At 67.1% G+C, this 24,394-nt stretch carries 21 protein-coding genes; 14 read left to right on the forward strand and 7 right to left on the reverse strand.

The window, feature by feature from the left end; genetic code table 11:
• Together AP428_RS21540 and AP428_RS21545 are read left to right on the forward strand one after the other, a co-directional pair.
• A partial coding sequence (locus AP428_RS21540) for an RNA polymerase sigma factor RpoD/SigA (protein ID WP_156349343.1) occupies positions 1-860 on the forward strand: 860 nt, incomplete at its 5' end.
• A 182-nt stretch (positions 861-1,042) separates the two neighbouring features.
• Positions 1,043-1,924, forward strand: coding sequence for a helix-hairpin-helix domain-containing protein (locus tag AP428_RS21545; protein WP_011547933.1), 882 nt, complete (start codon positions 1,043-1,045; stop codon positions 1,922-1,924).
• Between the two features lie 148 nt (positions 1,925-2,072).
• Here AP428_RS21545 and AP428_RS21550 read toward each other — a convergent pair whose 3' ends face one another.
• Positions 2,073-2,498, reverse strand: coding sequence for a helix-turn-helix domain-containing protein (locus AP428_RS21550; protein WP_011547934.1), 426 nt, complete (start codon positions 2,496-2,498; stop codon positions 2,073-2,075).
• Between the two features lie 140 nt (positions 2,499-2,638).
• On the opposite strand from AP428_RS21550, the gene AP428_RS21555 reads away from it, so the two are divergent.
• The gene (locus AP428_RS21555; RefSeq protein WP_011547935.1) at positions 2,639-3,136 is read left to right on the forward strand and encodes a DUF2938 domain-containing protein; all 498 of its coding nucleotides are present in this window, start codon (positions 2,639-2,641) and stop codon (positions 3,134-3,136) included.
• 103 nt (positions 3,137-3,239) lie between these two features.
• Here AP428_RS21555 and AP428_RS21560 read toward each other — a convergent pair whose 3' ends face one another.
• Positions 3,240-3,680, reverse strand: coding sequence for a MarR family winged helix-turn-helix transcriptional regulator (locus AP428_RS21560; protein ID WP_011547936.1), 441 nt, complete (start codon positions 3,678-3,680; stop codon positions 3,240-3,242).
• A gap of 134 nt (positions 3,681-3,814) precedes the next feature.
• Here AP428_RS21560 and AP428_RS21565 point away from each other — a divergent pair, with 134 nt between their 5' ends.
• Complete coding sequence (locus AP428_RS21565) at positions 3,815-5,353, forward strand: DHA2 family efflux MFS transporter permease subunit (protein ID WP_011694708.1); 1,539 nt, start codon at positions 3,815-3,817, stop codon at positions 5,351-5,353.
• A gap of 30 nt (positions 5,354-5,383) precedes the next feature.
• On the opposite strand, the gene AP428_RS21570 is transcribed toward AP428_RS21565, so the two are convergent.
• On the reverse strand, positions 5,384-6,898 hold the full coding sequence (locus AP428_RS21570) for an acetyl-CoA hydrolase/transferase family protein (protein WP_011547938.1): 1,515 nt from the start codon (positions 6,896-6,898) through the stop codon (positions 5,384-5,386).
• Between the two features lie 502 nt (positions 6,899-7,400).
• Between AP428_RS21570 and AP428_RS21575 the strand changes: the two genes are divergently transcribed.
• The 9 genes from AP428_RS21575 to AP428_RS21610 all read left to right on the forward strand — a co-directional run bounded on the left by AP428_RS21575 (position 7,401) and on the right by AP428_RS21610 (position 17,662).
• On the forward strand, positions 7,401-8,096 hold the full coding sequence (locus AP428_RS21575; RefSeq protein ID WP_011547939.1) for a CDP-alcohol phosphatidyltransferase family protein: 696 nt from the start codon (positions 7,401-7,403) through the stop codon (positions 8,094-8,096).
• Positions 8,093-8,902 carry a 2OG-Fe(II) oxygenase gene (locus AP428_RS21580; protein WP_011694707.1) on the forward strand — a complete coding sequence of 270 codons (810 nt, stop codon included), beginning with the start codon at positions 8,093-8,095 and terminating at the stop codon, positions 8,900-8,902. Before AP428_RS21575 ends, AP428_RS21580 begins: the two co-directional genes overlap by 4 nt.
• The gene (locus AP428_RS21585; RefSeq protein WP_011694706.1) at positions 8,899-9,900 is read left to right on the forward strand and encodes an HpnL family protein; all 1,002 of its coding nucleotides are present in this window, start codon (positions 8,899-8,901) and stop codon (positions 9,898-9,900) included. The genes AP428_RS21580 and AP428_RS21585 overlap by 4 nt, the downstream gene beginning before the upstream one ends.
• Positions 9,901-9,935: 35 nt before the next feature.
• A complete protein-coding gene (locus tag AP428_RS21590; RefSeq protein WP_011547942.1) occupies positions 9,936-10,703 on the forward strand; it encodes an NTP transferase domain-containing protein in 768 nt (255 codons plus the stop codon).
• Entirely contained in the window at positions 10,700-12,385 is a 1,686-nt protein-coding gene (gene aepX / locus AP428_RS21595) for a phosphoenolpyruvate mutase (protein ID WP_011547943.1), read from the forward strand. Before AP428_RS21590 ends, aepX begins: the two co-directional genes overlap by 4 nt.
• A complete protein-coding gene (gene aepY, locus AP428_RS21600; protein WP_011547944.1) occupies positions 12,382-13,578 on the forward strand; it encodes a phosphonopyruvate decarboxylase in 1,197 nt (398 codons plus the stop codon). Before aepX ends, aepY begins: the two co-directional genes overlap by 4 nt.
• Entirely contained in the window at positions 13,578-14,642 is a 1,065-nt protein-coding gene (locus tag AP428_RS21605) for a 2-aminoethylphosphonate aminotransferase (protein ID WP_011547945.1), read from the forward strand. The genes aepY and AP428_RS21605 overlap by 1 nt, the downstream gene beginning before the upstream one ends.
• A 287-nt stretch (positions 14,643-14,929) precedes the next feature.
• The gene (locus AP428_RS35610) at positions 14,930-16,702 is read left to right on the forward strand and encodes a patatin-like phospholipase family protein (RefSeq protein WP_011547946.1); all 1,773 of its coding nucleotides are present in this window, start codon (positions 14,930-14,932) and stop codon (positions 16,700-16,702) included.
• Between the two features lie 141 nt (positions 16,703-16,843).
• The gene (locus AP428_RS21610) at positions 16,844-17,662 is read left to right on the forward strand and encodes a hypothetical protein (protein WP_011547947.1); all 819 of its coding nucleotides are present in this window, start codon (positions 16,844-16,846) and stop codon (positions 17,660-17,662) included.
• Between the two features lie 29 nt (positions 17,663-17,691).
• On the opposite strand, the gene AP428_RS21615 is transcribed toward AP428_RS21610, so the two are convergent.
• Positions 17,692-18,843: an acyltransferase gene (locus tag AP428_RS21615; protein ID WP_011547948.1), complete on the reverse strand. Its 1,152-nt coding sequence runs from the start codon at positions 18,841-18,843 to the stop codon at positions 17,692-17,694.
• 330 nt (positions 18,844-19,173) lie between these two features.
• Between AP428_RS21615 and pip the strand changes: the two genes are divergently transcribed.
• Positions 19,174-20,106: a prolyl aminopeptidase gene (gene pip / locus AP428_RS21620; protein ID WP_011547949.1), complete on the forward strand. Its 933-nt coding sequence runs from the start codon at positions 19,174-19,176 to the stop codon at positions 20,104-20,106.
• 69 nt (positions 20,107-20,175) lie between these two features.
• Here pip and AP428_RS21625 read toward each other — a convergent pair whose 3' ends face one another.
• From AP428_RS21625 to AP428_RS21635, 3 genes are all read right to left on the reverse strand, one after another.
• Positions 20,176-20,448: a hypothetical protein gene (locus tag AP428_RS21625; protein ID WP_027807048.1), complete on the reverse strand. Its 273-nt coding sequence runs from the start codon at positions 20,446-20,448 to the stop codon at positions 20,176-20,178.
• A 176-nt stretch (positions 20,449-20,624) separates the two neighbouring features.
• The gene (locus AP428_RS21630) at positions 20,625-21,728 is read right to left on the reverse strand and encodes a transglutaminase family protein (protein ID WP_011694705.1); all 1,104 of its coding nucleotides are present in this window, start codon (positions 21,726-21,728) and stop codon (positions 20,625-20,627) included.
• Positions 21,722-24,328, reverse strand: a complete 2,607-nt coding sequence (locus tag AP428_RS21635) for a circularly permuted type 2 ATP-grasp protein (RefSeq protein WP_011547952.1) — start codon at positions 24,326-24,328, stop codon at positions 21,722-21,724. Before AP428_RS21635 ends, AP428_RS21630 begins: the two co-directional genes overlap by 7 nt.
• Between the last annotated feature and the right edge of the window lie 66 nt (positions 24,329-24,394).

Below are 24,394 nucleotides of genomic sequence, written 5' to 3' on the forward strand. Positions count from 1 at the left end.
CCGTCGACGACGCAAGCCGTACCGTGCGCGCGCTCGCGGCCGCCTCCGATGATCCGTCGGCGGTCGACGCCGCGTACTTCGACGCGGTCGCACGGCGCGCACTTGCAGCCGCGTTGAGCGACGGCCAGCAAAAAGTGCGCGACGCGACGCGGGCGATGCTCGAGGCGAACCTGCGGCTCGTGCTGTCGATCGCGCGCAAGTACCTGAACCGCGGCGTCGATCTGTCCGACCTCGTGCAGGACGGCTGTCTCGGCCTGATGCGCGCGATCGAGAAATTCGAATACCGGCGTGGGTTCAAGTTCTCGACCTATGCGACCTGGTGGATTCGCCAGGCGATCGCACGCGCGGTCGCGGATCGCTCGCGTACGATCCGCGTGCCGGTGCACGTCGGCGATCAGTACCAGCGCGTGCAGCGGCATGCACTGCGCTTTCGCCAGCGCACGGGCCGCCGCGCCACGCCGGCCGAGCTCGCGGCTGAAACCGGCCTCGCCGAAGACAAGCTGCGTGCGGTGCTCGCGCTGCCCGCCGAGCCGGTCTCGCTCGATACGCCGCTGCCGGACGCAGACACCGGCCTCGTGGAACTGATCGAGGACCAGGCATCGGCCAGCCCGTTCGAGCAACTGGCCGACACGCGCATGCGCGACTGCGTGCGATCGCTGCTGCGCTCGGTCACGCCGACCGAGGCCGACGTGCTGCGCCGGCGGTTCGGCCTCGGCGGCGCCGAGCCCGACACCTACGACGCGATCGCGCAGGATGCGGGGATGTCGCGCGAGCGTGTCCGGCAGATCGAGAAACGGGCGCTCGCCGCGCTGCGTACGGCCGCCGAAGCCGAGAACGCACAGTCGTTTCTCGACGCGTAAGCGCATCGCGCAACGCGCACGGTCGTGCCGCGTTCCGGCACGACCGTGCGCCGCGCGCCTGTGTTACGTTTGCCATTGACGCGCATCAAGTTTTCTTCATCGCGCGTCGCGACAATGGTTGACAGCCGACCGGCGCATCGTTCGCCGCGTCCATTCCGTTTGTGCTTTCCGGGTCCCTTGCCATGCAGTCGACCGTCAGCCAGACGTACGAGGAAAACCGGCCTGTCGCGGCCTGCCTGCGCGAGGCCGCGCAGTGGCTCGTCGACCAGGGCGCGAACCCGTACCGGGTGGCCGCGTACCGCGCCGCAGCCGATACGGTCGACGCGCTCGACCGCGACATCCGCGGCGTGTTCGACACCGGCGGCGTCGAGGCGCTCGGCGCGCTGCCCGACATCGGCGCGGGCGTCGCGCAGGCGATCGCCGAGCTGCTGGTGACGGGCCGCTGGCGCCAGCTCGACCGCTTGCGCGGTGACGCGGAACGCGCGTCGGCGTTCGAAGCGGTGCCGGGCATCGGCCACGCGCTCGCGCTGCGCATTCATGACGCGCTGCACATCGACACGCTGGAGGAGCTCGAACGCGCGGCGCGCAACGGCCAGCTCGAAACGATCGCGGGCGTCGGCCCGCGGCGCGCGGTCGGCATCCGCGCCGCGCTCGACGACGTGCTGAGCCGCCGCCGGCGCTGGCAAGGCCACATGCAAAGCGCCGGCCCCGGCACGGAACCGCCCGTCGAACTGCTGCTGTACATCGATCGCCAGTACCGCAACAAGGCGGCCGCGGGCGTGCTGCCGACGCTCGCGCACCGACGCCTGAACGCGGACGGTTACGTGCCGCCGCCGGTGATGCACATGACCAAGGGCGGCTGGCATTTCACGGCGCTGAGCCAGCACGCGGCCATGCGCACGCCGGAAGCCGATCGACCGACCGACTGGGTCTCGCTCTACTTCTACGACGCCGTGCAGTGCGAGCACCAGCGCACCGTCTTCACCGAAACGTACGGCGCGCTCGTCGGCAAGCGGATCGTGCGCGGGCGCGAGATGGAATGCCGCGTGTATTACGCGGGGTGAGTCCGGCGTAGGCGGCTTCGCTTAAATCGAAAGCCCCACTGACGGCTTCGCCTTTTCTCGACCCGGCACGTCAAGCCGATGGCGTCGCCACGTCGCCGCCTTCCTGCCGACCCGCTACCGCACCGCCCGCTTCGCGCCGGCCCGCCGGCTACGCACCTTCCCCCTTCGCCCGGCGCGCCGGATGACGATGTGCGGCAATGCGCAGCAGTTTCTGGAACGACGGACATTCGAGATGGTTCGCGGCCGGGCACACGGCCGCATGCCGCAGCGCATCGCGCACGGCGCCGAGACGGCGGATCGTGCGGTCGAGCTCGTCGGCCTTGCCGTCGAGTTTCGCGCGATCGATCGCGGGTCGCCCCTCCGCGCCGACCATCGCGAGGATGTCGTCGAGCGAGAAACCGGCCTCGCGGCCGAGCGCGATCAACGCCAGGCGCTCCAGCACCGCCTCGTCGTATTGCCGCCGCAGCCCATGCCGGCCAATCGGAACGATCAGCCCTTTTTCCTCGTAGTAACGCAGCGTCGATGCGGGCAGCCCCGTGCGCCGCGCAACGTCCGCAATGTCCAGTCGGCTCATGCTTGACCTCAAGTGAACTTGAAGTTGCAAGATAGTCGCTCGACTCCATGAAGACAAGCCCGGACCGCCATGAAACCGTTGAACCCGCGTCGTATTCCGTCGTGCCGCATCGCCATCGCCGTCCGTAGCGGAGGTGTGCGATGAGCCCATCCGACATCCTGCTCAAATTGCTGTTGATCGGCGCGGGCGCCACGCTGTTGATGGACCTATGGACGCTGTTCCGGCGGCAAGCGTTCGGGATTCCGTCGCTCGACTACGCACTGGTCGGCCGCTGGCTCGGCCACATGATGCACGGCCGGTTCCGGCATGCGTCGATCGTCGCCGCCGCACCCGTGCCCGGCGAACGCGCGCTCGGCTGGGTCGCGCATTACGCGATCGGCATCGCGTTCGCGGCACTACCCGTGCTGATCGCCGGCCCGGCATGGATCGATGCGCCGACGCCGCTTCCCGCACTCGTCGCCGGGCTCGCGAGCGTGGTCGCGCCGTTCTTCGTGATGCAGCCGGCGTTCGGCTTCGGCATCGCGGCGTCGCGCACGCCGCAGCCGGGTGTCGCGCGCCGGCGCAGCCTCGTCACGCATCTGTCGTACGGGGTGGGACTCTATCTTGCGGCGTACATGCTGGCGGCGCTGTCGCGTTAAGCAGCGCACCGGCATCCCCTCGGCCTCCTTCACCGTCCCCGTACACGCGGCCGGGATTCACCACGCATTCCCGTTGCCCGGTGCGCCCGGCCGGACACCCGCGTCACTCGCCGCCGCAGTCGATCAGGTTGCGGCGCACCCGCCCGAGCAGCCGCACCAGCGTATCGCGCTCGTCGGGCGTGAAGCCGCGCAGCCCGTCGTCGGCGACGGTATCGCCCACCTCCAGCATCTGCGGAAAGATCTCGCGCGACTTGTCGGTCAGCCGGATCACGAACGCGCGGCGGTCGTCGTCGTTCGCGATGCGTTCGATCCAGCCATAGCTTTCCATCCGGTCGAGCAGCCGCGTGAGCGAGATCGGCGTGATCTCGAGCCATTCGGCGAGCCGCGCCTGGTTCATCTCGCCCTTCCACGTGAGGTACGCGAGCACGCGGCTTTGCGCCCGCGTCAGCCCGATGCGCTTCGCGCGCCGGTCGAACAGGCGTCCGTTCAGACGGGCCACGTCGGCGATCAGGTAACCGATCCGGTTCTCGTAGGTCTTGTCCATGCGGCGATTATAGGGTCAAGCCGGAACCGGCCCGTGGCTCGCGACCCAGCGATAAGCGGCTATATAATAAGCATGCTTATAATTTACGCCATACCGGATCGCTGACCACGGCGGCCGCCCCACGGAGACACCGCTTGAACCCCGCCGCCGACGCCGCCGATACCCCCTCCTCGCCCGCCCTGAACCGGCCGATGCTGACCCTGTCGATCATGCTCGCCACGCTGATCCAGACCCTCGACAGCACCATCGCGAACGTCGCGCTGCCGCACATGCAGGGCACGCTGTCCGCGTCGCAGGACGAAATCACGTGGGTGCTGACCTCCTACATCGTCGCGGCGGCGATCGCGACGCCGCTCACCGGCTGGCTGTCCGACCGGCTCAGCGTGAAGCGGCTGCTGATCGTATCGATTGCGGGCTTCACGGTGGCGTCGGCGCTGTGCGGGCTGTCGGAGACGCTCGTGCAGATCGTCGGCGCGCGGCTGCTGCAGGGTGTGTTCGGCGCCGCACTGGTGCCGCTGTCGCAATCGATCCTGCTCGACATCAATCCGCGCGAGAAACAGGGCCAGGCAATGGCGATCTGGGGAATGGGCGTGATGGTCGGCCCCATTCTCGGCCCGACGCTCGGCGGCTGGCTCACCGACAGCTACAACTGGCGCTGGGTGTTCTTCATCAACGTGCCGATCGGCGCGTTCGCGCTCGCCGGCGTGATGACCTTCCTGCCGGCACGCGCGCCGCGTCCGCACGTGAAATTCGACGCGTTCGGCTTCGCGACGCTCGCGCTCGCGATCGGCGCGTTCCAGGCGATGCTCGATCGCGGCGAGCAGCTCGACTGGTTCGGTTCGTACGAGATCCGCATCGAGGCGCTCGTCGCGGCCCTGAGCTTCGCGTTCTTCCTCGCACACACGGCGACCGTCGGCAAGGCGTCGTTCTTCAAGTCGGAATTGCTGCGCGATCCGAATTTCGCGACGGGCACGCTGTTCATCTTCGTGGTCGGCGCGGTGCTGTATGCCACTCGCGCGCTGCTGCCGCCGATGCTGCAGAACCTGATGGGCTATCCGGTCGCGACGACGGGCCTCGTCACCGCGCCGAGCGGCGCCGGCACGATGATCGCGATGCTGTTCGTCGGGAGGCTGCTGAAATACGTGGATGCGCGGATGCTGCTGCTCGCCGGGCTGGCGATTTCCGCGCTCGCGCTGTGGCAGATGATGCAGTACACGATCGTGCTGTCCGAAGCGGACATCGTATGGCCCGGCGTGATCCAGGGCTTCGGCCTCGGGCTCGTGTTCGTGCCGCTGAGCGCGCTGTCGTTCTCGACGCTGCCGCCCGAGCTGCGCGCGGACGGCACGGCCACCTACAGCCTGATGCGCAACATCGGCAGCAGTATCGGCATCTCGATCGTGCAGACGCTGATGACGCGCAACACGCAGGTCGCGCATGCCGACCTCGCGACCCACATCACGCCGTTCGACCCGGCCGTGCAGGCGCTGGCCGGCAGCCGTGTCGACCTCGCGCTGCTCGACCGCACGATCAACCAGCAGGCCGCGATGATCGCGTACCTGAACGATTTCAAGCTGATGTTCGTCGCGACGCTGCTGATGATCCCGCTGTTGCTGCTGATCCGCCCGCCGCAGAAAACGGCGAGTGTCGACGTCGCGCATGCGGCGCTGGATTGACGGGCGCGCATGCGCCCGTCCGAGGCCGCGTCAGGCCTTCATCGTCCCGGTGCGCACGTAGCGTTCGTGCCACGACAGCGCCTCGGCGAGCAGGTGCGGCGTGTGCTTGCCGAAGCTGTCGCGCGACGCCCGCTCGAAGTAGTCCTCGAGCATCGGGCGATAGTCCGGGTGCGCGCAGGTCGCGATGATCTTGCGCGCGCGCTGCTTCGGCGACAGGCCGCGCAGGTCGGCCAGCCCCTGCTCGGTGACGACCACCGCGACATCGTGCTCGGTATGGTCGACGTGGCTCGCCATCGGCACGATCCGCGAGATCGCCCCGCCCTTCGCGGTGCTCGCCGACATGAAGCACGACAGGTAGCCGTTGCGCGCGAAGTCGCCCGAGCCGCCGATGCCGTTCTGGATCTTCGTGCCCATCACGTGCGTCGAGTTCACGTTGCCGTAGATGTCGGCTTCGATCATCCCGTTCATCGCGATGCAGCCGAGCCGGCGCACGAGCTCCGGATGGTTGCTGATCTCCTGCGGGCGCAGCACGATCTTCTCGCGGAACGTCGCGATTTCGTCGGCGAAACGCTGCACGGCGGCCGGGCTCAGCGACAGCGCGGTGGCCGACGCGAAGCTCAGCGTGCCGTCGTCGAGCAGGTCGAGCATGCCGTCCTGGATCACCTCGGTGTAGGCCGTCAGGTTCGAGAAGCCGGCCGAGCTGAGCTCCGCGAGCACCGCGTTCGTGATGTTGCCGACGCCCGACTGCAGCGGCAGCAGGTTTTCCGGCAGGCGGCCGCGCTTCACTTCGTGGCGCAGGAAATCGATCAGTTGCAGCGCGATCTGCTTGGACGTCGCATCCGGCGCGGAGAATGCATTGCTGCGATCGGGCGCGTCGGTCTCGACGATCGCGACGATCTTGTCGGCAGGACAGCGCAGGTACGGCTCGCCGATCCGGTCGTCGCTCTTCGTCAGCGGAATCGGCTTGCGGTGCGGCGGCAGCGCGGTGCCGTAATAGATGTCGTGCATCCCGTCGAGGCCGAGCGGCTGGCGCGCATTCACTTCGAGGATCACGTGCTTCGCGCGCTCCAGCCAGGTCTTGTTGTTGCCGATCGACGCGGACGGGATCAGCAGGCCGTCCTCGCGGATGCCCGCGACCTCGACGATCGCGACGTCGAGGTCGCCGTACAGCCCGAACCACGCGTATTGCGCGACGTGGCTCAGGTGGACGTCCTGGTAATCGACTTCGCCGCCGTTGATCTTGTCGCGCAACGTCGGGTCGGACTGGTACGGCAAGCGCATCGAGATGCCGTTGGTGCGGGCGAGCGCGCCGTCGAGTTCCGGTGCGGTCGACGCGCCCGTCAGTACGTTGATCCGGAAGTCCTCGCCGCGCGCGTGCGCCGCGTCGATATGGGCGGCCAGCGCGGCCGGCACGGCCTTCGGATAGCCCGACCCGGTGAAGCCGCTCATGGCGACGGTCATGCCGGGGCGGATCAGCGCGGCGGCTTCGTCGGCGGTGCGGACGAGCGAACGCAGGGCGGGAGCGAGGATGCGTGAAGAAGACATGGCTGGTTATCTGACGCTTGGGTCTGTCGTTGACGTCGCGGGGGGTGTCTCCTGAGCGACGCGAAGCCCTTGGGGCCGCGAGGGGCGGCCCGGCACCACGGGCACGGTCCGGAGTATCGCAGAGGCCATCGCTGCGAAATGTCCGCTGGATGCAAAAGATCCTTGCCGGATTTGCCGGGTATCGAACGACCGTTCTGTGACAGGCGATCCGCCCGCGCCGGGCGCACGCGAAAGGCACATGAAAGCATCGAGCGAATCGCCGGTTCGCGATCGCCGACCGGCGCGAAAAACCCGGTCGGATCGGCCTACGAGGCCCGTCCGGCCTTGACAGCCGCGCGATGCGGACCACACTGGAAGACGGGTCCGGCGGCCCGGTTGGCCGCCTCGTTCATAGGTGTGTTTTTGAACCGGCCGATGCCTGCAAGACGCGGTAACACTCCCGTATGTCAGGACATTGATCGAATAAAAAGCACCAAATTACAATTCCGTATATATTTCGCCGATGGACCAAAGAAAAACCGCCACACGACCCGAGCCGCCCCCGCCACGCACCTGGGATGCGCGGCTCGCGCGCTCGCTTGTCCGACCGCTCGTCGATACGCCGGTCACCCCGAATCACCTCACTACCCTTCGTCTGCTGATCGGCCTCGCCGGCGCCTGGTGCCTCGCGCACGGCGGTTTCGGCTGGAGCAATGCAGGCGCGTTCCTGATCGTGCTGTCGAACTTCGTCGACCACACCGACGGCGAGCTCGCGCGCATCAGCGGCAAGTCCAGCAAGATCGGTCATTTTTACGACCTCGCGGCGGATGCGCTCGTAACGGTCGCGCTGTTCGTCAGCATGGGCGTCGGCATCGTCGCGCAGGGCGGCCAGATGGCCGCGTCGCCGGTGCTGCTCGGCGCGGTGGCCGGCGCGGCCGTCGCACTGATTTTCTTCCTGCGCATGCGGATCGAGTCGATCGCCGGCAAGGCCGGCACCAAGCAGGCGTTCGCCGGCGGCTTCGAGACCGAAGACGTGCTGTACCTGCTGCCGATCGTGACGCTCGTGGACGGCGTCGAGCCGTTCCTGCTCGCGGCGTCGATCGGCGCCCCGCTGTTCGCCGCCTGGGTCGTGATCGACTGGTGGCGCATCGTGCGGCGCGGCAACCTTCCGCAGAACCCGGCCGCGCAGAACCCAACCGAAATCCAGGCTTCCAAATGACTCCTAGCACGCGCGACGATTCCGTGCTGAGCCCGGCACGCCCCGCGCCCGTGCGCGCGGCCGCGGCCGATCCCGACCGCACCGTGGCCGACTGCGTCGGCCAGCTCGACCTCGACCGCCTGCGCGGCGACTACACGCGCCAGGGCTCGTTCCTCTATCTCGACGCGTTCCTGCCGCCCGACGCGCACGCGAAGCTGGCGAACGCCGCCCGCGCGATGCAGGCCGGCCTGAACCGCAATTACCTGCCCGGCCACAAGCAGGGCGGCAGCGTGAGCCGCCATACGATCGACGAGCAGGCGCCGTACATCGCCGAGCTGTACCGCTCGAAGGCACTCATCTCCTTCCTCGAGAAGATCACCGGCGACAAGCTGATGCTGTCGCCGGCCGACGATCCGCACGCGTACGCGCTGTATTACTACACGAAGCCCGGCGACCACATCGGCTGGCACTACGACACGTCGTACTACGACGGCCGGCGCTACACGCTGCTGATCGGCGTGATCGACGAATCGTCGTGCCGGCTCGACTACGAGCTGCATACGCGCAACCCGGACGTCGCCGACGAACCGGGCTCCGTGCAGATCGCCGACGGCGGCATCGTGCTGTTCGACGGCGACAAGCTGCGCCACCGCATCACGCCGCTCGGCCAGAACGAGATGCGCGTGTCGCTCACGTTCGAATACGTGACGAACCCCGGCATGCGGCCGTGGAAGCGCTTCATCTCGAACATGAAGGACGCGATCGCGTATTTCGGTTTCCGCCAGGTGTTCAAGCAACTGGCGACGCGACGCACGAGCGGGTCATGACACGCGCGGGCCTCATCCTGCTGTCCCTCGGGACCGCACTCTTCATCGCACTGCTGGCCTGGCAGGGCGTCGGCGCGGTGGCGTCCACGTTCCTCGCGGCCGGCTGGGGCCTCGCGCTCGTCGCGGCGTTCCACGTCGTGCCGCTCGCGATCGACGCGGTCGCGATCTCCGTGATGTTCCGCCGCGGGCAGCCGGGCGCCGAACTCGGCAACGCGCTGCGCGCGCGCTGGGTCGGCGAATCGGTGAACAGCCTGCTGCCCGCCGGGCAGATCGGCGGCCCGGTGCTGATGGTGCGCCACCTCGCGCAGCGCGGCACGCGGATGGCCGACGCGGCCGCCGCCGTGACCGTCAGCACGACGATGCAGGCGCTCGCGCAGATGGCGTTCGCGCTGATCGGCATCGCCGCGTTCAGCCTGTATGCGACGCACGAGTCGGTCGCGTATCTGCGCACGCCCGCGCTGATCGCCACCGGCGTGCTCGGCGCGCTCGCCGTCGCGTTCTACGCGGCACAGCGGCGCGGGCTGTTCGGCCGCGGCCTGCGCCTCGCGTCGAAGCTGCTCGGCCCGCGCGACTGGTCGTCGCTGGCCACGCGCGCCGACGCGATCGACGACGCGGTCGGCGCGCTGTACCGCGATCGCGCGAAAGTCGCGAAGACCTTCGCGTTGAGTCTCGCGGGCTGGATCGTCGGCACCGCGGAAGTGTGGCTCGCGCTGCACTTCCTCGGGCACCCGGTGAGCTGGCTCGACGCGCTGCTGCTCGAAAGCGTCGGCCAGGCGATTCGTGGCGCAGCCTTCGCGATCCCGGGCTCGCTCGGCGCGCAGGAAGGCGGCTACCTGCTGCTCGCGCCGCTGGTCGGCTTGCCGCCCGACGCGGCGCTCGCGCTGTCGCTCGCGAAGCGCGCGCGCGAACTCGCGCTCGGCCTGCCCGGCCTGCTCTATCTGCATTTCAGTGAAAGAAACTGGCAGCGGCGCCGTGCGCCGCAGCCGCTCGCCGACTGATCGTTCAGATCGCCGGCTTTTTGGTTGGAGAACCCATGCGAGCCATCATTCTTGCGGCAGGCCTCGGCTTGCGCCTGCAACAACCGCCCGAGGCGCAGTTCCCGAAGTGCCTGCTGCGCTTCGACGACGTGTCGCTGCTCGAGCGCCATCTGCGTGTGCTCGACGCCGCGGGCGTCGATGAAATCGTGCTCGGGCTCGGCTTCCAGCACGAGAAGGTCGAGCAGGAACTGAAGCGCCTCGGCCGCACCGCCGAGATCGTGATCAACGAGCGCTACGACCTCGGCAGCGTGCTGACCGTGCATACCGTCGCCGATGCGATGACGCGCGGCGGCGACGTGCTGCTGATGGACGCGGACGTGCTGTACGACGAGAACATCCTGCACGCGCTGGTGGCCGATGCCGACAAGACGGTCGACCGCCTGCTGATCGACCGCGACTTCGAGGCCGGCGACGAACCCGTCAAGCTGTGCCTGAAGAACGGCGTGCCGGTCGAGCTGCGCAAGCAGCTCGCGGTCGACCTCGACTACGACACGATCGGCGAATCGGTCGGCTTCTTCCGCTTCACCGAAGGCACCGCGCGCCGCCTCGCGACCCTCGTCGCGGGCTACGTCGACAGCGGCCGCGCGAACATGCCGCACGAGGAAGCCGTGCGCGACCTGCTGCTCGAAGGCGGCCATTCGTTCGACGTCGCCGACGTCACCGGCTTGCCGTGGATCGAGATCGATTTCCCGAACGACGTCGCACGCGCGACGCAAGACATTCTTCCCCTGATTCAACGCACCACCGCCGGAGCCGCACGATGAACGCACGCGAACCCAACTTCACCGAATCACGCAGCGCGCGCCTGCGCCGCATGCTCGTCAGCAGCGATCTCGAATTCCTGATGGAAGCGCACAACGGCCTGTCCGCGCGGATCGTCCGCGAGGCCGGCTTCAAGGGTATCTGGGCGTCGGGCCTCGCGATCTCCGCGCAGTTCGGCGTGCGCGACAACAACGAAGCGAGCTGGACGCAAGTCGTCGACGTGCTCGAATTCATGGCTGACGCGAGCGACCTGCCGATCCTGCTCGACGGCGACACCGGCTACGGCAACTTCAACAACGTGCGCCGCCTCGTGAAGAAGCTCGAACAGCGCGGCATCGCGGGCGTGTGCATCGAGGACAAGCAGTTCCCGAAGACGAACAGCTTCATCGGCGGCGAGCGCCAGCCGCTCGCGGAAATCGACGAGTTCTGCGGCAAGATCAAGGCCGGCAAGGATTCGCAGACCGATCCCGACTTCTCGATCGTCGCGCGCGTCGAGGCGCTGATCGCGGGCTGGGGGATGGACGAGGCGCTGCGCCGCGCGAACGCGTATGCGGAAGCCGGCGCCGACGCGATCCTGATCCACAGCAAGCTGTCGCGCCCGGACGAGATCCTGCAGTTCGCGCGCGAATGGAGCGGCAAGGCGCCGCTCGTGATCGTGCCGACCAAGTACTACAGCACGCCGACCGACGTGTTCCGCCAGGCCGGCATCAGCACCGTGATCTGGGCGAATCATCTGATCCGCGCGTCGGCATCCGCGATGCAGGCGACCGCGCGCGAGATCCACGAGAGCGAAACGCTGATCAACGTCGAGGACCGCGTGGCATCGGTCAACGAGATCTTCCGCCTGCAGGACGCCGACGAGTACTCGGCCGCCGAGCGTATCTACCTGTCGTCGTCGTCGCGCGCGTCGAATGCCGCGATCGTGCTCGCCGCGAGCCGCGGCAAGGGCCTCGAAGCCGTGACCGAAGACAAGCCGAAGGTCATGCTGCCGGTCGCCGGCAAGCCGCTGCTGCGCTGGCTCGTCGACGGCTTCAAGACGCATGGCGTAAACGACATCACCGTGGTCGGCGGCTATCGCGCCGATGCGATCGATACGTCGGGCATCAAGCTCGTCGTCAACGAGCGCCACGCGGAAACGGGCGAGCTCGCGTCGCTCGCCTGCGCGGCCGAACGCCTGACCGGCGACACCGTGATCTCGTACGGCGATCTGCTGTTCCGCAGCTACATCGTGCGCGACCTCGCGGAGAGCGAGGCCGAGTTCAGCGTGGTGGTCGATTCGTCGCTCACCGAGACCAACCAGAGCGTGCGCGACTTCGCCCTCTGCTCGGCGGCCGACGATCGCGGCCTGTTCGGCCAGAAGACCTACCTGCAACGTGTGTCGAGCGACGTCGCCACGAGCACGCCGCACGGCCGCTGGATCGGCCTGCTGAACGTGCGCGGCGCGGGCGTCGATCGCCTGAAGGCGATGCTCGCGACGCTGCAGGCGCGCCCTGATTTCGACACGCTCGACATTCCGTCGCTGCTGAACGAACTGATCGCCGCCGGCGAGAAGATCGAGGTGCAGTACGTGCACGGCCACTGGCGCGGCGTCAACGACCTGGAAGACTTCCGCCGCGCGGGCGACTTCGCGCACGGCCAGACGCCGCTGTCCGAACCGGGCACCGGCAACGGGGGCGCGCAATGATCGAAGCGGCCCAGTTCGTCGAGGCCGCGCGCGAACGCGGCTTCGACTGGTACGCGGGCGTGCCCTGCTCGTACCTGACGCCGTTCATCAATTACGTGTTGCAGGACCCGACGCTGCACTACGTGTCGGCCGCGAACGAAGGCGACGCGGTCGCGCTGATCGCAGGCGCGACGCTCGGCGGCAAGCGCGGGATCGCGATGATGCAGAACTCGGGGCTCGGCAACGCGGTGAGCCCGCTCACGTCGCTCACCTGGACGTTCCGCCTGCCGCAATTGCTGATCGTCACGTGGCGCGGCCAGCCGGGCGTGGCCGACGAGCCGCAGCACGCGCTGATGGGCCCGATCACGCCCGCGATGCTCGATACGATGGAGATTCCGTGGGAGACGTTCCCGACCGACCCCGAACAGGTCGGCCCGGCGCTCGACCGCGCGATCGCGCACATGGACGAAACGGGCCGCCCGTACGCGCTCGTGATGCAGAAAGGCAGCGTCGCGCCGTATGAGCTGAAGGCGAACCCGGCCGCGAAGCCGCGTGCGCACGTCGCCGCGCAATCGGCGTCGGGCGCGGCGTCGGCCGATGCGTGGCCGACCCGTCACGACGCGCTGCAGCGCGTGATCGCGCATACGCCGGTCGATTCGACCGTCGTGCTCGCGTCGACCGGTTTCTGCGGTCGCGAACTCTACGCGCTCGACGATCGCCCGAACCAGCTGTACATGGTCGGCTCGATGGGCTGCGTGACGCCGCTCGCGCTCGGCCTCGCGCTCGCGCGCCCCGACCTGCACGTGGTGGCCGTCGACGGCGACGGCGCCGCGCTGATGCGCATGGGCGTGTTCGCGACGCTCGGCACCTACGGCCCGGCCAACCTCACGCACGTGCTGCTCGACAACGGCGCGCACGAATCGACGGGCGGCCAGGCGACGGTGTCGCAGCATGTGTCGTTCGCGGGTGTCGCGGCCGCGTGCGGCTACGCGTCGGCGGTCGAAGGCGATACGCTCGACGTGCTCGATGCGACGCTTTCCACTCAAGCCGACGGGGTCCGGCCATCCGGTGTGCAGTTCGTTCGCGTGGGGATCCGCACGGGCGTACCCGACGGCCTGCCCCGCCCGACCGTCACGCCGGTCGAGGTCAAGACCCGTCTGATGCGGCACATCGGCGCCGCGCAGACCGAAGCCCACGTTGAAGGAGCCCATTGATGCTGCTGCTGAACCCCGGCCCGGTCACGCTCTCCGAACGCGTGCGCCGCAGCCTGCTGCAACCCGATCTGTGTCATCGCGAAAGCGAATTCTTCGACCTGCAGGATGAAGCGCGCGCGCGCCTCGTCGCCGCGTACGAACTCGATCCGGCCGAATGGGCCGCCGTGCTGATGACGGGCTCGGGCACGGCCGCCGTCGAAAGCATGATCGCGGCGCTCGTGCCGCAGGACGGCAAGCTGCTCGTGATCGAGAACGGCGTGTACGGCGAGCGGATCACGCAGATCGCCACGCAGTACGGCATCGCGCATGCGGTGTTGAAGCATGAGTGGATGCAGGCGCCCGATCTCGCGCAGATCGCTGCGAAGCTCGATGCGGGTGGGTATTCGCATGTCGCCGTGATTCATCACGAAACGACGACGGGCCGACTGAACGACCTCGGCGCGATTGCAGAAGTGTGCCGTGCGCGCGGCGTGAAGATGCTCGTGGACGGTGTCAGCAGCTTCGGCGCGGAAGCGATCGACTTCGCCGGCGGCGACATCGACGCGGTTGCCGCGACCGCGAACAAATGCCTGCACGGCGTGCCGGGCGCGGCGTTCGTGATCGTGCGCCGCAGCGCGCTCGCGAAAGCGGCGAGCCGTACCTATTACCTCGATCTCGGCCGTCTCGCGAAGCTGCAGGATCAGCGAAATACGCCGTTTACGCCGTCCGTGCATGCGTATTACGCGCTCGTCGAGGCGCTGCGCGAGTTCGATGAGGCCGGCGGTTGGCGTGCGCGGCATGCGCATTACAAGGCGCTTGCCGACCAGGCTCAAGCCGGGCTTGCTGCGCGCGGCATGCCGCTGGTGCTGCCGGAAGGCGCGTCGTCGGTCGTCCTGCGTGCGTATCGGTTGCCGCAGGGTATGACGTATGAAGCGCTGCACGACGGACTGAAGGCGCGTGGCTTCGTGATTTACGCGGGGCAAGGCGGGCTGTCAAAGGAACTGTTCCGGATCTCGACGATGGGCGCGATTCAGGCAGCTGATGTCGATCGATTGCTGGACGGGTTTACGGCGCTGACTCGGTAAGCGTTGTCCGAACCTCGTCTACGAAAGGCCCGCAAGGGCCTTTTTTGTTGTTCTTTGCAAATTTTGGGGAACATGGGACAGGTTGTCGGCATTCGGCCACGAATAATCGGCCGCATGCACCGCCTGCCGGCCACTTGTATCTCGCTATCGAATTAGAAAACTGTCGTTCGGAGCGCAACACTCTTCGGACACCGGCCACGCCAAAGTCGTGTGCGTGCATAGATAGCGCAAACAATGGTCACCGAGCATCACAATAAGGGACAGGCCTAATAATTTTCGTATTTAACATGCAAAACCGAGTCGCTTTGATCTCCTCGCTTCTAATCGCTGCAATATTGGCCGTTGGATGCGCACCAAATATCGCCGGATCACCCGAAGCATCACTCTCGGTCGGAAACCGCTCCGAACCAATTCTCCAGAAACAGGTGTGTTCTGCAAACGGTAGCGGCCAAAATACCGCATTCTTCTTGACCATTTCAGGGGGAGGGTCTCGAGCTGCCTATTTAGGCGCGCGCGTAATATCAGAGTTAAAGGACGTCGACGGAACTGATCTAACGAACTACATCAACGTTGTTTCGTCCGTGTCAGGAGGATCGCTAGCCGCCGCGCTGTACGGCATTTCAACCGACCGGACTACAGGGGACAGTTGGCGGCCTGTATGGAATGATTCACTGATTCGCACACGGCTCGCTGAAAATTTGAAATTCGACATGGCCGAACAACTAGCAAATCCTGAGTTCCTTGGCGGCTACATTTTCGGTCACACGAATCGTACAGACGCGTTTTTTGCGGCTTTGAACTCAAGCGTTTTGTTTGGACTGTCGCCAGCTAAACGGCAACTGACACTTGGCGACTTTAATCCAAATCGTCCCCAGATTATTATCAATTCTACCGTTGCCACAGCCGAAGGCACCACGGCATTTCAGCCTCGACCGTTCGGGAGTCTGTTCACGTTTTCACCGTCGGACCTAGACTCCATCGGTGTCAATTACTCGACGTTGCCTCTCTCCCGTGCTGTCGCAGCATCTGCAGCGTTTCCCGGGTTGCTTTCTCCCGTCGTTCTAAACCGATTTCGGTTAGGCTCGACCGAGCGGGAGTTGGGAAAGCCGAGGTTCATCCATCTCATCGACGGCGGAAACGTTGACAACCTTGGTCTACTGGCGGTGAAAAGAGCATTGATTGAAGACTCGCATCGCCTCTTAACGAACTGCGACCAGATCGTGGTCCTGACGGTTGATGCATTTGGAGCGCAAGGGTTTCACCAAGATGACACGCCAAGCATGCGATCGGCTTCGGGATGGGTACTAGATACTCATACGCTTCTCGCTGCTTTTGACGCATTGTTGGCCGCAAATCGTACTCGCCTACTTGCGGAGTTCAAGTCACGCATGTTCACACCTCCCGCCGACAGCGAGCAGTGTCGCAAAGATGACTTGCCTTCGGACATCTGTGGTGGCGGCGTACGCGTGAATTGGGACGAAGTTAATGCCCTCCTGAAGCGTAAACTGTATTTTGTTCACCTATCGTTCGATAGCAGCGAGCTTGCAGAACCGCCAAACGTCGTTTACTGCGACGGTAAATACGGCGATCCAGACTCAAAGTGCCATGAACCGCCAATAAATTTGTGGGTATACAACAACGAGGAGAGAGCCCTCAGACTCCGCTTGAAACAAATTCCGACGACGTTCGGTTTGTCGCTTGAGCAGCAAAGCGACATATCGATGTACGTGAAGCTACTGTTTAACCCAAAAAATATTTGTTTGATGCACTTACGGAAAATACTTTCTGGAACTGCTAAACATGCGTCAGGGTTCTACGAGAAAGCCTCGAATTCATGTGACGAGACGACCTCGTTTACAGAGGCACAGATGACTCGTCGAAGAAGTGGCGAGGAGGTGTTCGGTGACTGGATAGCTACACCGGGGCACAAAGTCGGTGACAATCCTTATATTGAAAGACGACGCTATGACCCGATTCCAACACTCGAGGCTCGGGAGGCGTTTTGGAAAAATGTCCTCAAATATTATGGATGGAATGGATCAGAGGCCAAGGGGCAATAGCGCCTACGGTTCGACTAGGTTTTCGATAAATATCGGCGAGAGGCCGCTGTACCGCGGAATCCGTCGTTAGGCCCGAGAGGCCGCTTCGGGCCAGTGGCGACACTCACGAAAATTCATGAAGAAACATTTCCGATCGCGACAATGAGAATCCTTCGTTTTACCCCGCTGCTGGCGCTCGCCGCCGCCCCTGTCGCCCACGCCGCCGACAGCCAGTCTTGCAGCGACGAAATCGTCACGGCCATCGCCCGCTGGGCCGGCATCGCGAGCGCACGCATCGCCACGCGCGACGCGGACCGGCTCGTCGTCGCGTCGTCGTGCAAGGCCATGCCGAACGCGCCGGAAACGACGATCGCGGCCGTCGCCTTCGATTCGCTGCCGAAGAGCAAGGACCCGTACGTCAGCCGCAAGCTACAGGTCGTGGCGCTCGTCGAGGGCGGCAAGGTCGTCGCGGCCGATCGGTCGGTGGTCGAAGAGGATGCGGCGACGGAGATCGACGAGGACAGCTACCGCATCGATACGGCGCCCTACCGGTTGTCGCCCGACGTGCGTGCGTTCGGCGTCGTGTTTACCAGCAGCGCGCGTGGGCCGAGTTGCCCGGATGCCAACACCAGTGAAGAGTTGACGCTGTGGGTGCGTGAAGGCGGCCGTATCCGCCCGGTGTTCGGCACGAATCTGTACGGCTGGGTCAGCGTCGAAGGCGACGCCTGCGGCCCGGGTACAGGCGATGCGCGCAGCGAAGACGCCCGCATGACGATCGCCGTCGAGAAAACGTCGAGCCACGGCTTCGCCGACCTCTCGATCACCGCGCACATCACGAAGACGCAGCGCAAGAACGGTGATTACTCGGATACGGGCAAGCGCACGGCGCGCACGATCGTCCACTACGACGGCAAGTCCTATGGAATCGACATGTTCCGGAACTTCTGGTATTCGCCGGCCGCGATGCAACGCTTCAAGTAATGCCACGGGCGCGACGCCGCCCCGCCCGCCTACTCCACCACCTTCGGCCCGATCGCCTCGGTCGGCGCCGGCATCCGCAACGCGTCGTCCCGCACGCGTCGCGCCTCGCGCGCCGTATAGCGATCCTTCAGCCGCAGGAACGGTTTCTCGACGAGGAAATAGCTGGCGGTCGCGGCCATCAGCGCCCACACGATGCCGAGCGGAAACCCATGCGGCACGGGCAGGCGCGGGTTCGCAAAAGGCTGCTGCCACAGATAGAGACTGAACGAAATCGTGCCGACGAACACCACCGGCTCGGCGCGCAGCCAGCGCGCGCACCAGAACTCGCCGCGGAAATTCAGCACGACGATCACGATCGCGATCAGCGCGGCTTCGAGCGTCACGCCGTACGTCGCATTCCAGAAGCCGCCGAGCCGGTGTTCGGCGAGCGGCATGCCGAGCAGCACGACGAAGACGAGCGCCGTCACGATGCGCGCCTCGCCGCGCCAGGAACCGATCCACGCTTCGAGCCGTTCGCGGTTGAGCGACGCATAGCAGCCGATCAGGATCGGATCGACACCCGTGTGCAGCATCATCCCGAGTTGGCCGCGCAGCGTCGGCGCAACGAAATACGTCATGGCGCGCACCAGCGGCACGATCAGGATCAGCGCGGCCAGCCAGCGCGTGCCGGCGCGGCGGATGCCGAACACGAACAGCAGCGGCCAGAACCAGTAGAACTGCTCCTCGAGCGCGAGCGACCAGAAATGGCCGAGGTACCACGCGCCGTCCGGATGCAGCGCGTTGTCGCCGGTCAGCCCGAACCACGCCGAGTAATTCCACAGATGCAGCGCCGCATAGAGCCATTGCCGGCGATCGACGTCGAACCCGCCGGCGAACGCCATGATCGCGACGGCCGCGAGATACACGTAGCAAGCCGGCCAGATCCGCAGCGCCCGGCGCACGTAGAACGACGTCAGCGCGATACCGCCCGTGCACGCGAATTCGGCGCGCAGCACGTTGGTGATCAGGAAACCGCTCAGCACGAAGAAGATCAGCACGCCGAGCCGGCCGTCGGCGATCAGCCGCAACGGCGCATACCAGCCCGTATAGCCGCCGGGCAGCACATGCTCGGCATGACCGACGACGACCATCGCGACCGCGACGGCGCGCAACCCGGTCAACTGCGTGACGCGATGGTTCATCGGCTGGTTTCCGTTGGCACGGTGGAGAAACAGGCGTTGCCGGCGCTCCGATTGACCCGCCGACCTGCCGCCGGGATTTTGTATGAAAAATATCGGAATGAAATTGCTTCAAAAATCCGCGGCGCACATACCGCCAGCGACGAACGCCCGGCCAAAACGTGCCGACGTCCGGCGCGGTGAATGGGCATAATGACAAGCCTTGTCCGGCGGCGGTCGGTCCGATGCCCACGCAACGAATTTTGCGGCGCAGCACGCTTCGCAGTACCTTGCCGCCCGCACACCGGCCCGCGCGTCGTCCGCCCCCTGTCGCCCCTCACCCGGAGCCTGCCTGTGTACCCACCGATCGAACCTTACGCCCACGGCCACCTCGACACCGGCGACGGCCACCGCATCTACTGGGAGCGCTGCGGCAACCCGGCCGGCAAGCCCGCCGTGTTCCTGCACGGCGGCCCCGGCGCCGGCTGCGGCCCCGACCATCGCCGCCTGTTCGATCCCGAGCGCTACGACATCCTGCTGTTCGACCAGCGCGGCTGCGGACGCTCGACGCCGCACGCGAGCCTCGAGAACAACACGACGTGGGATCTGGTCGCCGATATCGAACGCCTGCGCGAGATGGTCGGCGCCGAGCAATGGCTGGTGTTCGGCGGCTCGTGGGGCAGCGCGCTCGCGATCGCGTACGCCGAGACGCACCCCGAACGCGTGAGCGCGCTGATCGTGCGCGGCATCTTCACGATGCGTCGCGCGGAATTGCTGTGGTACTACCAGGAAGGCGCGTCGTGGCTGTTCCCCGATCACTGGGAGGACTTCCTTGCACCGATTCCGGAAGCCGAGCGCGGCGACCTGATGGCCGCCTACCATCGTCGGCTGACCGGCGACGACGAAGCCGCGAAGCTCGAAGCCGCGCGCGCGTGGAGCATCTGGGAAGGCCGCACGATCACGCTGCTGCCCGATCCCACGCTCGCCGCGCACTTCGCGGACGGCCACTACGCGCTCGCGTTCGCGCGGATCGAAAACCACTACTTCGTGAACAAGGGCTTCGTCGAGGAAGGCCAGTTGCTGCGCGACGCGCATAGGCTCGCCGGCATTCCGGGCGTGATCGTGCAGGGCCGCTACGACATCGCGACACCCGCACGCACGGCGTGGGAGCTATCGAAGGCGTGGCCGGAGGCGACGTTCGAAATCGTGCCCGGCGCCGGACATGCGTACAACGAACCGGGAATTCTGGAGGCGCTGGTCGCGGCGACGGACCGGTTCGCCGCCTGAGCAACGGAACAACGCGAAACGACGCGGCGTGTGCAGCCGTGCCTGCCGGCACGCTCACGCGCCGCCCGATCACAAAGCGGCTTCGACGATCGTCCGGCCGCTGATTGCCTGCTCGACGAGCTGTTCGTCACCGACCTTGCGGATCGCGTCGTCGAGCAGCCCTTCCGGTTCCTCGGTCGCGACCTTCAGCAAGCCTGACAGCCCGCGCGCATCGAGCACCACGAGCGTCTCCATCGAATCCGCGCGGCTCACGAGCACGCGGCGGAATGCCGGGCCCGCGCCGAAGCTCGCACAAAGCGCGATCGTCTCGTTGCCGAGCGTGTAGTCGAAGTGCTTGATCATGGTCTGCCGCCGTTGCATGGAAATGGCGACGCGCGACGGCGCGGCGCCGTGACGTCGACGCACCCGCGCGTGCCGCCGGCGCGTCGGACCGGAGTCCGAATCGCTGCCGGCATCACCATGCTAGGCGTGCAGAATTAACGAAGACTTAAAGCGCGTAAGTGCGACACGCGGCGCCCTCAAGCCGCATCGAGCGGCTCGACCGTCACGCCGACCTTCAGCTCCTGATCCGCCCCGCCGCCGCGGATCACGCCGCGCAGCGGCGTCACGTCCGCGTAGTCGCGCCCGATGGACAGCATCACGTAGTCGTCGCCCGGCGCACGATCGTTGGTCGGATCGAGTTGCAGCCAGCCGCCATCCTCGGGCCACGCCGGGTCGTACACCTCGACCCACGCATGCGACGCATCGGCGCCGATCAGCCGCGGCTGGCCGGGTGGCGGCTGCGTCAGCAGGTAGCCGCTGACGTAGCGCGCGGCCAGCCCGAGCGAGCGCAGCGCGCCGATCATCACGTGCGCGAAATCCTGGCAGACGCCCTTGCGTAGCCGCAGTGCGTCGAGCGCCGACGTCGTGATGTCGGTGCTGTTCGGCGTGTACGCGAAATCGGCATGCACGCGCCGCATCAAATCCCACGCCGCCTGCACCAGCGGCCGTTGCGGCGTGAAGCTCGCGGCCGCGTACGCGGCGAGTTCGGGGTCGCACGCCACGTGCGGCGATGCGAACAAGAATTCGCTCGCCGGGTCGTAAGGCTGCCCCGCGCGGAACCGCAAGCGGTCGCGCACGGCCTCCCACGCGGTGGCCTGCGCGGCGTCCGGGTTCGCGATCGCGGGCGGCGGCTCGCCGCGGGCACCGAGCGACCACACGGGCGGCGTCACGCGCACGGTGCTGCGGCTGCGCACCAGCAGCGTGTCGTGCGGCAGGTTCAGCGCGAACGACGCGCGTGCATTGCCGAACGCGTCGAGTTCGGTGCAGACCGATTCCGGTGCGGGCTCGATGTCGAGCGAGAACGACAGCACCTGCTGGCGCGGCGTCGCGAGCGGTTGCAGGCGTGCCTGGTGCTGCGCGGATTCAACGCGTGCCGCGTAACGGTATTCGGTGTCGTGCGTGACGCGCAGCAACCGGCCCGGTGCGGCGGCAGCCGGTGCGTTCGTTGCGGCCTGGCCTTGGCTCTGGGCCTGGGCTGGAACTGGAGCCGGAACTGGAGCCGGAACGGGAGCCGAGGCCGGCGCCTGCCGTGCGCTTCCGGAACCGGCCGGCGTTTTGGGCGCGCCTTTCGTCGTCACCATAGCGTCCTGCCCGCCTCGCGCACGTGGCTGAAATAGCGCTCGCCGATCCGGTTCGACAGATCCCAAACCGCCTTCACCGTCGTATCGAGCGCGGCGAGCAGCTTGTCGTGCCGACCGCCTTCGGTGGTCTCGCACAGCTCGTGCAGCGACCACGCGGGGATGTCCGGCACCGTCTCGGCCAGTTCGGACAGCGCATAGCCTTCGCTGCGCTCCACTTTGGTCAGCCGGCCGCGCAGCGCCTGCACGACCCAGCCGAGCGAACGCGGGTTGTCCGTATCGAGCACGACGAGCGACAGCAGCGGCGCGACGTCGAAGCCGCGCTGGAAGCGCGAGCGGAACGTGATCGTGCTGTCGAACAGTTCCAGCACGAGTTCGAAGCCGTCCTGCCGATGCACGGCGCCTTCGTCGAACGCGAACTTCAGCACACTGCACAGGAAGTCGAGTCGATCGATCTGCCGGCCGATCGACAGCAGGCGCCAGCCGTCGTCGCGTGTCATGTTGTCGGTCTGCGCGCCGGTGATCGCGCCGAGCAGCAGGCCGAGACGTTCCAGCAGTTGCAGCGCCTCGTTGCCGATCTGCTCCTCCGCCTCCGGCTGCCCTGCGCTGTCCGCGAACAGTTGCGTCGCGTCGTCGATCAGCCGCCACTGATCGCTCGACAGCCGCTCGCGGATCGCGGCCGCCGCGCCGCGCATGCCGAACAGGCACGACGCGATCCCCGACGTGCGATCGGCGCCGCGCGTCAGCGACGTCGCCAGCTCATGCTGGAACGCGCGCGGCGCATCGACGGCATTCGGCGCGTCGGCCGCGATCAGCCCGGTGTCGCGGCACAGTGTGTCGATCAGCTCCAGATGCGCGGGGCTGTCGACGTCGTCCTCGCCGCGCAGCCGTTCGAGCGCGGCACGCGCCAGGCGCATCAGGTTGGTCGCGCGCTCAGTGTAGCGGCCGAGCCAGAACAGGTTCTCGGCCGCGCGGCTCGCGATCGCGCGTGGCCGCTCGACGAGATCGTCGGGGCCGAGGTGGGTCTGCAGCAGCGTCGTCGAATCAACGATGCCCTCGGTCATCACCCACGTATCGACGGTACTGCCGCCATGCGGCATCGGCGCATTGAACAGCGTGTCGCGCGTGCCGACCCGCGACAGCCCGCCCGGCAGCAGCCGCCAGCGCTGCGCGCCGTCGGCGAGCGCGAACACGCGCAACAGCAGCGGCTTCGGCACGATCCGCGCGCTGTCGTTGCCGTCGGGTGCATCGGGCCGCGGCCAGGTCGGCGCCTGCGACAGCGGCAGATCCGCCTGCACCGTGTAATGTTCGGGCCGCGCGAGAATCCGCGCGCGCCATTCCGCCAGTTGCGCCTGCGTGAGCCGCGCGCCGATCACCGGTTCGAATGCACCGTTCTCCTGCACGTCGGGCGGATAGGATGCCTTGACGATGCTGCGCGCGAGCCGCGGCAGCGCGTCGTCGCACGCGGCCGCCTCGCCGCACCACCACGAATGCACGGCGGGCAACGTCAGCGTTTCGCCGAGCAGGCCTTCCGCGAGACGCGGCATGAAGCCGAGCATCGCCGGCGATTCGAGGAAGCCCGAGCCCGGCGCATTCGCGAGCAGCACGTTACCCGCGCGCACGGCCTGCAACAGCCCCGGCACGCCGAGCATCGAATCGGGCCGCAGTTCGAGCGGATCGAGCCACGCGTCGTCGACGCGCCGCAGGATGCCGTGCACCGGTTCGAGCCCGCTCAGCGTCTTCAGGAATACGCGGTTGTCGCGCGCGGTCAGGTCGCCGCCTTCGACGAGCGTGAGGCCAAGATAGCGCGCGAGATACGCATGCTCGAAATAGGTCGCGCTGTGCGGCCCCGGCGTCAGCAGCACGATCCGCGAATTCTTCGCGGCGGGGCTCAGCGACTGCATGCTTTGCAGCAGCGCGCGGTACGCGGAGGCGAGACGCTGCACGCGCAGCCCGCGGAAGCCGCGCGGAAAGAGCCGCGACACGATCAGCCGGTTCTCGAGCAGGTAGCCCAGCCCGGCCGCGCCCTGCGTGTGTTGCGCGACGATCCGCCACTGCCCGTCCGGGCCGCGCGCGAGATCGAACGCGACGACGTGCAGCCACGTATCGCCCGGCACGTGTGCGCCGCGCATCGCACGCAGGTAGCCGGGGTGGCCGGTGACGAGCGCGGGCGGCAGCAGCCCGCGCTCCAGGATCGTCTGCGGCCCGTACAGGTCGGCCAGCGTCGCGTTGAGCAGCCGCACGCGCTGCAGCACGCCGCGCTCGATCGCGACCCAGTCGTCGGGCGTGACGATCAGCGGCAGCAGGTCGAGCGACCACGGGCCGACCGCGCCGTCGCCGGCACGCTGCTCGTGCAACTGGTAGAACAGGCCGTTCTCGCGCATGCGCCGGTGCAGCGCGTCGGCGCGGCGGTCGAGGTCGGCCACGCCGTCGCTGCCGATCGACGTGAAGAAACTGCGCCACGCGGGCGCAAGCGCGGGCGCGTTCAGGCCGGCCGCGCTGCCGCGCAGTTCGTCGTAACGGCCGGCGGCGGCCGGCGCCGCGAGCGCGGCGGCCAGTTCGGCGGCGTCCGGCTGCGCGCCGGTATCGAAGAGCGTGGGCATCGCGTCGAGGGCGGCGGGATGGTCGAGGTCAATGGGCGGCACGATGTCGTTCCGTCGTCAGGGTGC

The organism is Burkholderia sp. E168m22, from assembly GCF_001319805.1.
GTDB classification, from domain to species: domain Bacteria; phylum Pseudomonadota; class Gammaproteobacteria; order Burkholderiales; family Burkholderiaceae; genus Burkholderia; species Burkholderia orbicola.